Source organism: Oleiphilus sp. HI0067 (genome assembly GCF_001635735.1).
In genome coordinates this window covers 1-12163 of sequence record NZ_LWFI01000966.1, presented here as the reverse complement: position 1 = coordinate 12163, position 12163 = coordinate 1, and the positions used below count along the sequence as shown (strand labels likewise).

At 43.6% G+C, this 12163-nt stretch carries 11 protein-coding genes and 1 tRNA gene; 10 read left to right on the top strand and 2 right to left on the bottom strand.

Annotated features, from left to right (window positions below; all coding sequences use genetic code 11):
- Positions 1–37: 37 nt before the first annotated feature.
- Both bcp and A3739_RS12375 read right to left on the bottom strand, forming a co-directional pair.
- Entirely contained in the window at positions 38–511 is a 474-nt protein-coding gene (gene bcp, locus A3739_RS12380; RefSeq protein WP_068476772.1) for a thioredoxin-dependent thiol peroxidase, read from the bottom strand.
- Between the two features lie 39 nt (positions 512–550).
- Positions 551–1090 (bottom strand): glycine cleavage system protein R, encoded by a 540-nt coding sequence (locus tag A3739_RS12375; protein WP_068476774.1) that lies wholly within the window; start codon positions 1088–1090, stop codon positions 551–553.
- Between the two features lie 179 nt (positions 1091–1269).
- On the opposite strand from A3739_RS12375, the gene dapA reads away from it, so the two are divergent.
- The 10 genes from dapA to A3739_RS12325 form a co-directional block, all read left to right on the top strand.
- The gene (gene dapA, locus A3739_RS12370) at positions 1270–2145 is read left to right on the top strand and encodes a 4-hydroxy-tetrahydrodipicolinate synthase (protein WP_068476776.1); all 876 of its coding nucleotides are present in this window, start codon (positions 1270–1272) and stop codon (positions 2143–2145) included.
- A 5-nt stretch (positions 2146–2150) separates the two neighbouring features.
- Entirely contained in the window at positions 2151–3224 is a 1074-nt protein-coding gene (gene bamC, locus A3739_RS12365; protein WP_068476778.1) for an outer membrane protein assembly factor BamC, read from the top strand.
- A gap of 36 nt (positions 3225–3260) precedes the next feature.
- Positions 3261–3971, top strand: coding sequence for a phosphoribosylaminoimidazolesuccinocarboxamide synthase (purC, locus tag A3739_RS12360; RefSeq protein WP_068476780.1), 711 nt, complete (start codon positions 3261–3263; stop codon positions 3969–3971).
- Positions 3972–4023: 52 nt separating this feature from the next.
- A complete protein-coding gene (locus tag A3739_RS12355) occupies positions 4024–4791 on the top strand; it encodes a TIGR04219 family outer membrane beta-barrel protein (protein ID WP_068476782.1) in 768 nt (255 codons plus the stop codon).
- Between the two features lie 53 nt (positions 4792–4844).
- Positions 4845–5852, top strand: a complete 1008-nt coding sequence (locus tag A3739_RS12350; protein WP_068476784.1) for an NAD-dependent epimerase — start codon at positions 4845–4847, stop codon at positions 5850–5852.
- A 208-nt stretch (positions 5853–6060) separates the two neighbouring features.
- The gene (locus A3739_RS12345; RefSeq protein ID WP_068476786.1) at positions 6061–7089 is read left to right on the top strand and encodes a DUF2860 family protein; all 1029 of its coding nucleotides are present in this window, start codon (positions 6061–6063) and stop codon (positions 7087–7089) included.
- 147 nt (positions 7090–7236) lie between these two features.
- Positions 7237–7313 (top strand) — tRNA-Val (locus A3739_RS12340).
- 691 nt (positions 7314–8004) lie between these two features.
- Positions 8005–9081, top strand: a complete 1077-nt coding sequence (locus A3739_RS12335; RefSeq protein ID WP_197472294.1) for an OmpA family protein — start codon at positions 8005–8007, stop codon at positions 9079–9081.
- An 8-nt stretch (positions 9082–9089) separates the two neighbouring features.
- The gene (locus A3739_RS12330; RefSeq protein WP_197469281.1) at positions 9090–11081 is read left to right on the top strand and encodes an Ig-like domain-containing protein; all 1992 of its coding nucleotides are present in this window, start codon (positions 9090–9092) and stop codon (positions 11079–11081) included.
- Between the two features lie 135 nt (positions 11082–11216).
- Positions 11217–12163: choloylglycine hydrolase family protein (locus tag A3739_RS12325; protein WP_156502559.1), on the top strand; the 947-nt coding region annotated here is incomplete at its 3' end.

The following is a 12163-nucleotide window of genomic DNA, read 5'->3' as shown; positions in this document are numbered from 1 at the left end:
CTATACCAAAAGCGAAGAAGGTATAGCGTTATTAGTTTTACAGAACTTGGTCCAATTCTGCTAACAGATCCTCGTGATGTGATTTCGTTTTAAACTTATCCATCACTTTCAACAGTTTGCCATCTTTACCGATAATGAAGGTGGTGCGAATGAGCCCCATAAACTCTTTGCCCATAAACTTCTTTAATCCCCAGCAGCCATATTGTTCCGCTACGGCGTGATCTTCGTCTGAAAGGAGAGGGAAGTTTAGGTCGTGCTTTTCGATAAACTTTGGAAGTCGCGCAACAGGGTCTGGGCTAATGCCAAATACCTCAACTCCTCTTTCCGCTAACTCTGCTTTCGTGTCACGAATGCCGCAAGCTTGTGTGGTGCAGCCAGGCGTCATTGCTTTAGGATAAAAAAACACAACAACAGCGCTTTTGTCTTTGTAATCTGACAAGTTAATTACGTCGCCGTCTTGATTGCTCAGCGAAAAATTTGGCGCGGTTTCGCCGACGGTTGGATGAGTCACAAAAAGTCTCCTTGTTATAAAGCGTTTACCAAAGTCTTGTTAGCGTTGCGGTTCGATGACAGCATCGAGATTTCTGTCGTCACAGAAGTCGATAAAGTTTTCGCGCAAGCTAGCAATATGCGTGTCGGCAGGAATGCGGATTAGCATATTTAGGTTGAACATTTGGGTTCCAGTGTGTGGCGCGCTATATGTTCCTGTGGAAAGATCATCAATATTGATTTGTGCAGATGAGAAAAACTGCGCGATTTCATGAACGATTCCAGGGTTGTCGAGGGCGACCACGTCTACGGTATACGAGAAAGCTTGCGCACTTGGACGTGCCACCGTGTGTTTTATTGTGGTTGTTAGGCCGAGCTCATCGGAAAGTGCAGGAAGGGCCTCTTCTAATTTTGTAATGCTGTTCGGCTGGCCAGAGATCATCATGATGACGGCAAACTCTCCACCAAGAACGGTCATGCGACTATCCACGATATTGCATTGAGCTTCTGCGCAAGCCTTTGCGAGCTGATTTACGATGCCTGGTTGGTCAGTGCCAATACTTGAAATTACTAAGTGAGAATCTTGAGTGCTTGTATTCATTATTATTCAATTCGCCATATAAAAGAGTTGTATTAAGAGTATAGGTATATCAGTAAGTTCTACCAAGCTTTCGGGCAATGTTTCCGCTTGTTTAAAATCGTTGCGAGCATTAACATACGCGCTTGGAAATACGCGCGTAAATTCTTATCGCGCAAGACCTTGTTTGCTCGGAGAACTCTATGATAACTGGCAGTATTGTTGCCCTCGCAACCCCAATGCACAGTGATGGCTCACTTGACTGGGACCGCCTTGACCAACTTGTTGATTTTCACATCGAAAACGGCACAGATTCAATTGTTGCTGTTGGCACAACCGGTGAATCAGCAACATTAAGTCCTGAAGAGCACTGCAAAGTTATCGAACGAGTTGTAAAACGTACCGCGGGTCGCATTCCAATCATCGCGGGTACTGGAGCTAATTCTACTCTTGAAGCTATCGAGTTGAGCAAAGCTGCTAAGCAAGTTGGCGCTGACGCTTGTCTCTCTGTTACGCCTTACTACAACAAGCCAACGCAAGAAGGTTTGTATCAGCATTTTAAGGCGATCGCAGAAGCAGTGGATATCCCTCAAATTTTATACAACGTTCCGGGTCGTACGGCTGTCGATATGGCAAACGAAACTGTGGTTCGTTTATCTAGTGTCGAAAACATTATTGGTATCAAAGATGCGACAGGTGACGTGGCGAGAGGGATCGAACTGATCAAGTCCGTGCCTGAAGGTTTCGCAGTTTATTCTGGTGATGATCCAACTGCTTATGAGCTAATTCTGAACGGTGGTCAAGGCAACATTTCTGTTACCGCGAATATTGCGCCAAAGAAAATGCACGAACTATGTGTTGCAGCAGCAAACGGCGAGGCAGAACAAGTCAAGGCAATGAATGATAGCTTGATGTCTTTGCACGATGTGATGTTTGTTGAATCTAACCCAATTCCCGTGAAGTATGCGTTGCATTTGATGGGCTTAGCTGAAACAGGCATACGACTCCCGCTAACGGTTCTTGATGAGTCCAAGCAGCCAGAGTTGAAAGCTGAATTAGATAGCGCAGGCTTATTGTAGTTTTTATGGTATTCAAACAATTTTATAGGGCTCCTTTCGGGGCTCTCATTTTTTGTGCATTAACGAGCTGTGCTTTTATTGGTGATCGTTCGAGCGAGTATAAAGACGCTGAAGACGGTAAAGCTCTTGTCGTTCCTGAGTCATTGAGTGATGACCTCCTACAAGAAAGATATCGTATACCGCAAGCGCATTCCGAGTTGGTTGTTCCTGGCAAATACGTGTTGCCACTGCCGCCTGATGCAACTGCGAGTTTAAGCGATGATCCATACACTATCGTGGCACACGATAATGACGTTTGGTTAGAACTGCCCATGTCGCCAAGTAAGGCGTGGACTTTAATCGACGCGTTCTGGCAGACAAATGGCTTTGATGCGCATGAGGAAAGTGTTGCAGCAGGATATTTTTCTAGTGAAGAACTAAACGAACAAGGTTCTCATCAAAACTTTATGGAAGCCTTGGAAGCGACTAGTCACGAGCCGATTGTTATCGAGGGTACGGCTTTCCAAACGCGCTTGCGACAGGGCATACGTCGAAATACATCCGAAGTACAAGTTCGGGCTTTGTTCCCAGATGCCTCGGATACAATGCGTCGTGTATGGCAAAGTCAGCCACATGCACCAAGAGTTGAACGCGGTTTGCTTGAGTTTATGGCCGAGTCGATTACTTCTCGAGATCAAGCCGATTTACGTTACTCGCTCAATGCGGTTGAGATCGGCGATGAATCATTGGTCAGAATTCTAGAAGACGAAGCTGGATATCCATATCTTGAATTGCGAATCAATTTTACGCGTTCGTGGGTTGAAGTGATTGATGCTCTGAATGCAAGTTCAGCATTAATTTCATACCGCGATAAAGACGAAGGTGTGGTGACCATTAGCTATCTCAGCCAAGAAGATATCGAAAGCTGGTACACCTTTGAGTCAACGATCGAAGAGTTGAAATCTGAACGCAATATCGAACTTAAATTCTACGCAGAAGAGCAAGACGTCATTCACGTGCGAGCCAAATTGCTGAATGATCGATTAGAGCCAGAAAGCGTTCGTGAGCTGATTGAACTCGTCTTTGAGCATATTTCATAGATAGAAATTTTTAATTTGTATAGGGTCAGGGCAGAGATGCAAAAGCAAGATTTATTGTACGCAGGAAAAGCGAAGTCTATTTACAAAACAGACGATCCAAATTTTATGGTCATGGAATTTCGTGATGACACCTCTGCATTTGATGGTGAAAAAATGGAGCAGCTTGACCGTAAGGGCATGGTTAACAATAAGTTCAACGCTTTTGTCATGCAGAAGTTATCTGAAGCAGGTATCGAAACCCATTTTGAGTCGTTGCTCAATGACAATGAGAGTTTGGTAAAAAATCTCGAAATGCTGCCTGTTGAATGCGTTGTGCGTAACCGTGCCGCTGGAAGTCTTGTTCGTCGACTTGGTGTAGATGAGGGTGCTGAGCTAAATCCTCCTACCTTTGAATTGTTTTTGAAAAACGACGCTTTGCATGACCCAATGGTGAACACTTCATTGTGTGTCACATTTGGTTGGGCGACTGAAGACCAGCTTGCTGACATGAAACGACTGACATTAGCAGTCAACACAGTATTGTCTGAGCTGTTTAAGTCGGGCGGTATGATCTTAGTAGACTACAAACTTGAGTTTGGTTTGTTTGAAGGTCGCATTGTTCTAGGTGATGAGTTTAGCCCGGATGGCTGTCGTATTTGGGATGCTGAAACGCTAAATAAAATGGATAAAGATCGATTTCGTCAAGGTTTGGGAAGCGTGATCGAAACCTACGAAGAAGTTGGTCGTCGAATAGGTATCGAATTTTAAAATAGTGTCTAAGCTTAAGGTGTTAAATATAGAAACACCTTAAGGAATTCCTATGAAAAACTCGTCATTGTTCTCTCGTAAATCTTTATTACCAGCAGCGGTGCTTGGTGCTTCACTTGCAGCAAGCTCTGCCTCTGCCGATGTTATTGGCGGTGAAGTCTCCGTGTCATACTGGAACGCGGGTTATGGTGGTGATGTAAATGATCGTGTGGCGTCAGCACAGAAAATTGATTTACAAGACGATTTGAATTTTGACGACTCTGGTTTTGTAGAGTTCTCTGCTGCGATTGAACACCCAGTCCCAATTCTTCCTAACGTTAAAATCAAGCACATCGATTTAGATGAATCTGCGAACGGCAGCTTGAGTGTGAATTTTGACGGCGTAACGTTTGATGGTGATGCAAAAACAGATTTAGATTTGACGCATTCATCTGCGATTCTTTATTACGAAGTCTTAGACAATTACGTGAATTTAGATCTTGGTTTAGACGTCAAACTATTTGATGGTCAGTTAAGAATCGAGGACGTTGGCACAGGTAGTGTTAGTGAAACGAAGATCGATGATCCCATTCCAATGGCATATGTCGCTGCAAGTGTTGAGTTGCCGTTAACCGGGTTGAGTTTTGGTGCTCAAGTGTCTGGTATTAGCTACTCTGGCGATAAAGTGATGGATGCGAAAGCAGGTATTCGTTACGACATTAGCCTGTTGTTTGTTGAGGCAGGGTATCGCTCAATGATGATTCAAGTAGAAGATGTTAATGATATTGACGTCGATGCCGATTTGAGTGGCGCGTTTATCTCCACGGGTATCGACTTTTAATCAGCACTTTGGTGCTTAACGGTTTTATAACTTAATAGATAGTAGGTTTGAGTGTGAAAGTATTAATTACAGGGACGGCGGGTTTTATCGGTAATGCCTTAGCGATACGTTTGTTAGATCGCGGCGATACCGTCATCGGATTAGATAACGTCAACGATTATTATGATCCGAGTTTAAAGGAAGCACGACTCGCGAGAATTAAAGATCACCCAAACTTTACTGAAGAACGTGTTTCTCTCGAAGGTCGCGTTGAAGTTGAGCGGGTCTTTGCTGAGCATAAACCACAAAGAGTCGTGAACTTAGCTGCGCAGGCTGGTGTTCGTTATTCGCTCGAGAATCCGCAAGCTTATATCGATGCGAATATCGTTGGATTCACGAATATTCTTGAAGGTTGTCGTCATCACGAAGTTGAGCATCTTGTTTATGCATCAAGTAGTTCCGTATATGGTGCTAATGAAAGTATGCCGTTTTCTGTGCATGACAATGTCGACCATCCAGTAAGCCTGTATGCTGCGTCTAAGAAGTCGAATGAATTGATGGCACACACGTATAGTCACTTGTTCGGATTGCCGACGACTGGCTTACGGTTTTTCACGGTATATGGCCCTTGGGGACGACCTGACATGGCCTTGTTTATGTTTACTAAGAATATTATCGAAGGGAAACCTATCGACGTATTTAATTATGGTAAGCATCAGCGTGACTTCACCTATATTGACGATATTGTCGAGGGCGTTATTCGTACCTTAGACAATACTGCTGCTTCAAATCCCGATTGGTCTGGAGTAGATCCTGATTCAGCCACATCTAGAGCGCCTTATCGCATCTATAACATTGGTAGCAATAATCCATGTGAATTGCTCCGTTATATAGAGTTGATCGAAGAAAACGTTGGTAAGAAAGCAGAGAAAAATCTTCTTCCAATGCAGCCGGGTGATGTACTTGCAACCTACGCCAATGTCGATGCATTAATCAAAGATGTTGATTACAAGCCGTCAACGCCCTTAGAAGAGGGTGTTGCGAACTTTGTTGAGTGGTATAGAGACTTCTACAAGGTTTAAGTTAGATAGCCTGCCATATCTTTCTTGATATGGGCTTTTTCTTACAAACTTCATCTCATCTTAAAACGCCGCGAGTGAGCCTTTTACAGGTTCTTGCTTGCGGCGTCGCTAGTTTCAGGCCATGAATTTGGTAAACCAATAAGATCTCAACTATTATATTTTGAGCTGTATATTGGCCGCACTAACAATTATTGTCAGGGAAAGTAATATGAATCATGTCTATTCTGCGATCGCTCTGATCGGTAGTTTTGCCTTCAGTACACTTTTGCATTCTGCGCCATTAAAACCAATCCCTAAAGAGTCTGGCTTTAGTGGTTCAGTCGTGGGTGGTGCTTCTGCTGTTGAGTATTCAAGTAACTTAGTTGCGGGCACGAGTGGCAAGTTAAGTGACCAAACAATTAAAAGCATTAATGCAGATCCGGAAACAGAATCGAGTGTGGCTCCTTTCATTACTGGTGAGGTGAATTACACCTTTGCTGAATCCCGCACACAGGCCTATTTGGGTGTCGCACTGGAAGACTTAGTACGTTACGACTTGGCATTCCAATTGGGAGTGAAACAAGAGCTTTCTAAAAAAGGTATCGTTTATGGTGCGTTTCTTTTTAGTGCGTTACCAACTGAAGTCTATGCGGACCCTTATGTTGCGAATGTAGCAAGAGCGCGCACTGATCGATCTTCTACAGGCGCGCGACTTGGTTGGCAAAACGTATTAGGCACGGGATTAGGTCTGGAGGTAAGTTCTCGTGAGATCGAATTAGATGAAGAAAATGCCGGCGCCGATTTGGTTACAAATAATGTAATTACTGCCGATGAGCAAACGCTTCTTAATCGAGAAGGAACACAAACCGAGGTCACTGTGAGCTACTTGTTCAGAATTAGCAAAGGCCACTTGGTTGTTCCTGAGTTAAATTTTGATCGTTTTGATCTAGACGGTAAGGCGCGTGCTAGAGATCGAATGGGAGCGACGCTCGCATACTTTCATACTCGATCGACTTGGTCATTCGTGGGTACACTGTTTTATTCAAGCTCTGACTACGACGAGCTCAATCCAATATATGGAAAGAAAGAAGAGGTTGATACTATTGGGGCTAGTTTAGTGCTCACATATGGTCAACTGTTTGGGTACAAAGATCTGTCTGTGTTTGGCTCCGTTGCTGCAGCAGAATCCGATTCGAATATTGATTTTTATGATCAAGATGCCTCAAGTGCAATGCTCGGTTTAATTTATCAGTTTTAGTGAGGTTTAAGAGGCGAACTTCTAAGTCTAAACACGCCGAAGTTTAAGGAGATTTGTAAGTAAGAATTAAATCGTGATTTCTTCTTGCGTCCGATACACGGCTTTGTTAAATTACGCGCCGTTCTCGAGTCGAGAAAAAAGTTTTATACGACCGTAGCTCAGTTGGTTAGAGCACCACCTTGACATGGTGGGGGTCGGTGGTTCGAATCCACTCGGTCGTACCAATATTTTCTAGGAAATATCAAAGGCTTACAGGTTTTAAATTTGTAAGCCTTTTTTCGTTTTCGAGCCGGATGCCATTCTTTGCCCAAGTTGTATTTTATTTTGATATTTTCTCGCAATGAATGACCTTTACCCTTTTACTGTATAGCGAATCAACCCAACAAATTAGGTCGTGGGCTTGTTCTCAAGTGCTGTTCTCGACAGCGTCATCCAGAAGCTACTTATTAATCGTGAAGCTAGGCAACAGTAGACACAGTTATTTTATGCCTTAAAGCCCTACTTGAACAGCATCCAGTTTTTCTGAATATGATGCCTTCGTTTATCTTTTAGACAGATATTAAACGACATATGTATTTTGGTTTTAACAATGCTATTTCTTGAATTCCCTGAAAGTAGGTAGTTATTGTCATGTGAGTAGTGGACAGCGATCATGACATACATTGGATACCTTTTTCTTCAAGAGCATTTTGTTTAGAAATCGAGCTTATAATATCTTTTCTGCGGTGTGTGCTCGGGTAATACGCTCTGCATCTTAACTCTTCGATTTTAGTTTGCATGTTGTGCTAGCTGATCTAAACTTGGATCGTTATAAAAACTCAGATTCTGAATAAAGAACTGGATATCAACATTGAATGTGTACAAGAATTTGCAATGTGATGAGTGAATCTAACCTTTAATATTTCGGATATGGACGTGTTGCTAAAGAAAATTCTTTCTTATCATTTTGTTTTTGTAGTCGGCTTTCTGCCTAATCCATTGTTTGCGCTTGAAACAGATAAGATCTCGCTCAAAGCTGGCTATTCGCGAGCAATTGAAGACCGTAGTGATACAAATGGCGGATCCAGTGATGCGCTTGATCCGGGCAATGATGGTTTTATTATAAACACCACTGCAATGTTCAACAGCCAATACAGTGATTACTTTGATACCTATCTAGATTTCGCGTGGCTACAGTATACTGACCGAAAAGTTATTATCCCGGGGCTGGGTATCGTCCACTCGGCTGAATTGGAGGATTCTGCGATTCAACCCTTTATCGGTGCCGGCGTCGGATATGCATTTATGTATCTCGATGATTCACCATCGGCTAAGCTGGATTCAATTGACCGCAATGGGCAGTCTGTTGTGTTTACATTACAAGCGGGTGCTGATATCCCATTAAGCGAGTCATTGTCGCTCGATCTTACCGCGCGATATGACATGTATAACATTGACAGTAGCTTTTTGCAGGATTCCGGTTTAACTATCGTGAAGGATAGAGGCGCTCTAAGCGTTTTAGCAGGCCTAAGTTACCATTTTGATTCCCCCTCTCGAAGCAATTATGTTGATGAGGACTTTGACGGTGTCACACGAAACCTTGACCGCTGTCCCGACACCTTGATTAATGTGCCCGTCAACGAGGCGGGTTGTCCTCAATACCGTTTCAATATCAATTTGTCTTTTAACTTCGCCAAATTTGGTATAGACGATATTGTTGAACACCCTGATTTTAATGCAGCTGAATTCTTGAAGAAAAACACGCAGTACTCGGTCCGCATTATTGGTTATACAGATAGTAAAGGCTCTGCTTCTTTTAATGAAAAACTCGCCAAAAAGCGCGCCATTGAAGCCAAACAATACTTCCTTGACAAAGGGGTTTCGGCCGAACGTGTTGCGATTCTCGGGCGTGGAGAGCGCGAGGCACTTCGTAATAGCAAGGGAGAGGATAGCGATCTCGCTAATAGAAGAATTAAATTGGAATTCTATCGAACGGAGCTAGGTGCAGAATGAGCCCCTTAATGAAACTTATCTTATTCGTGGCATTCAGTGTTTTGATGGGATGCACTGATGACAATCCCATTTTTGCCAGTTCAAGTAATATAAATAGACAACTGACAATCGTTCCGTTGCAAACGACTCTAAACAAAGGTACCTCACAAGTTTATCAAGCCTATGTTGTTAGTAGTGACGGCTCACAGCTTAACGTAACAAGAGATTCTGTCTGGAGTGTTGATCAAACAGCACTTGCTGCGATTAGCCAAAGTGGTCTTTTAGAGACTTTAGAAGCGGGAGAGCTCACGGTTTCAGCCCAATATCAAGAGTTGGTGGCCACAGCAAATCTTATTGTCACTGACAAAGTGATCACAAGTTTTTCTGTATTGCCACAGGAAGTGATTACGTTAGCAGGTTTAGAGCGTCAATTTTTAAGTTTCGTTGAATTTGATGATGGATCTAATCAAGATGTGACAGTCGATACCCAGTGGACGTCCTCTGATCCTGACATTGCAAACTTTCCTGGTCGACCGGGCAACGCGCGAGCGATTCTAGCAGGGCTTGTAACAATATCGGCTGAGTTTAATTCCTTCTCTGACACTGCTTCGCTAGAGGTCATTTCTGGAGAACCTACAGAGTTTTTAATTACACCTCCTGTCAGCTACGTACCAATCGGTGTTAATGAAAATTATTCAGCAAGTATTGCACTTGCAACGACCCCTGTTGAATATCTAGATGTTACCGAACAAGTGGTATGGTCGGTTGATGAGCCAAAACTCGCTTTCATTTCAAATGATATTGGACTGAAAGGCCAAGCTACGGCGAAAAGCGAAGGCGTTGTTATTGTCTCTGCAAATCTCAGTTTCGCCGGTCAGTCTGCTGTCGCGAATGCTGAATTAAACGTTATTCCAATTCAACTGGAAAGCATCGAGGTTAACCCTGAAAATATAACAGTTGTACGTGGTACTGATGGGCAATACGTAGCAACCGGTATATTTAATGATCAGCAAAGTAGGGACATCACCGATACGGTGGTATGGTCTTCATCCAACGACACCGTGGCAAAAATTGAGACCTTTGGAGCAAATAGTGGTCGTGCTGTAGCGATTAATCCCGGCAAGACAGATATTACGGCTGCGCTTAATGGTCTAAGTGATACTGTGACGGGTACCGTTGTCGCGCCCGAACTCAATACACTGCGCGTCTATCCACAAAACGCCTCTATTCCACTTGGTGAATCACAACCTTTTAGTGCCTTCGCCGATTATAGCGACGGTACTTCGCAGGACGTTTCGAATCGTGTCGCTTGGACTAGTTCGAATACAACGCTTGCAACATTGAATTTACGCATACCGGGTCGCGTGGATTCAGACCCAACATTTGCTGGGCTCCTGCCCGATACTACTGATATTTCGGCATCATTGGGCGGCGTAGATAGCAATATAGCTGTACTCACCGTAACAAACGCAACGCCTACAGCACTCCGTATCGTGCCGGGTGATAGCGACTTGCCACTTAGGGTCGATGCAAATTATGAAGCAATGCTCGACTATTCGAATCAGACAACGCTTAATGTGACAGACCAGGTAGTCTGGTCATCGAGCAATCAAGAGATTGCTTCTATAAGCAATTCACCGAGTAATGAAGGCCGTGTGCATACGGTTAAGACCGGCACTACGGTCATAACGGCCAAATATATTGATGGCACCCTAGATTTGTCTGACTTTGTAAATCTTGATGTCACGAGTGATTACGTAACGTTTATAACTCCGAGTTGCGAGCCTTCCGATCTATTAGTAGGTGATTTTGCAACATGCTCTTGCACCGCTAATTTGTCAGGGGGAGGTAAGTTCGATTGCACACCCTTTGCTAACTTCACGCCAACACCTGGCGGCTTAGCTTTATTTGGTAGCGATTCATCAGATCGAAATATTGCGGAAGCCATTGCGGCAGGTAATGTAAATGTTTATATCGAGTTTAGTAATTCTAGTGGGAATGCTAGCCTCAGAATAGAGTAGAAGGGTATCTAATGCTGACCTTTTTATACAGTTTTCAGGAGATCTGGCATCACTTGAAATCTAGCTTGTGAGAGTAGTTCGATTTAAATATAAATCCGGCATCAACTTTACTGACAATAAAAAGGACTTACCAAAATGCGATCTAGACTAAATACAACCATGGTTGTCGTGCTCTGTTTTCTTTGTCCAAGTGTGTTTGCTTGTACCGGAATCATATTGCGGGCACTTGATGGAACAGCCGTTCCGGCGCGTACAATGGAGTTTAGTTTCGATGTGCACTCAAATATCCTAGTCGTTCCAGCAGGCACAAAAATTGAAAAACTCATTATGGACGAGAATCTCACTGGTGGCACTTATGTGACTAAGTATGGCGTGGTGGGAGCCAACGCCCTAGATAAACCCATTGTCGTTGATGGAATAAATGAGGAAGGTCTTTATTTTGGCGCATTTTACTTTAACGGTTTAGCAGAGTACGAAAAAATTACACCGGCTAATCGTGTAAAGGCCATCTCAAGTGAAGAGCTCGGCACGTATATTCTTAGTCAATTTGCGACGGTAGACGAGGTTAAAAGTGCGCTGCCTAACCTTACGATTGTCGGCACATGGATTAAAGAAATTGATTCGTTTGCACCTTTTCACTATGCAATCACTGACCGAAGCGGTGAATCGATCGTTGTCGAAATTACAGCAGACGGCTTAAAAATATTCGACAATACAGTCAACGTAGTAACGAATAATCCCACTTTTGATTGGCATTTAACTAATTTGAACAACTACGTCGGCCTCACCGCAGAAAATCGCGGGCCACAAATTGTCGGCCGGCACAAAGTAATGCCTTTTGGGGAGGGTACCGGACTTTTTGGACTGCCCGGTGATCACTCGTCACCCTCGAGATTTGTGAGAGCAACAGCATTCGCAAACTCCGTATTGCCGAGTGAGACGGCCGAAGATGCCGTATTCTCGGCATTTCACCTTTTGAATCATTTCGATATTCCAAAAGGTTCGATTCGTGAGAAGGTTCAAGATGAACTGTTCACCGACTACACCGTTTGGACTTCAGTAGCCGACACAAAAAACAGGAT

What these genes read in the sequence shown, in the direction of transcription:
- purC (WP_068476780.1), top strand. Translation starts at nt 3,261, where the DNA reads ATGCAAAAGCAAGATTTATTGTACGCAGGAAAAGCGAAGTCTATTTAC.
- A3739_RS12355 (WP_068476782.1), top strand. Translation starts at nt 4,024, where the DNA reads ATGAAAAACTCGTCATTGTTCTCTCGTAAATCTTTATTACCAGCAGCG.
- dapA (WP_068476776.1), top strand. Translation starts at nt 1,270, where the DNA reads ATGATAACTGGCAGTATTGTTGCCCTCGCAACCCCAATGCACAGTGAT.
- A3739_RS12330 (WP_197469281.1), top strand. Translation starts at nt 9,090, where the DNA reads ATGAAACTTATCTTATTCGTGGCATTCAGTGTTTTGATGGGATGCACT.
- A3739_RS12345 (WP_068476786.1), top strand. Translation starts at nt 6,061, where the DNA reads ATGAATCATGTCTATTCTGCGATCGCTCTGATCGGTAGTTTTGCCTTC.
- A3739_RS12375 (WP_068476774.1), bottom strand. Translation starts at nt 1,090, where the DNA reads ATGAATACAAGCACTCAAGATTCTCACTTAGTAATTTCAAGTATTGGC.
- bamC (WP_068476778.1), top strand. Translation starts at nt 2,151, where the DNA reads ATGGTATTCAAACAATTTTATAGGGCTCCTTTCGGGGCTCTCATTTTT.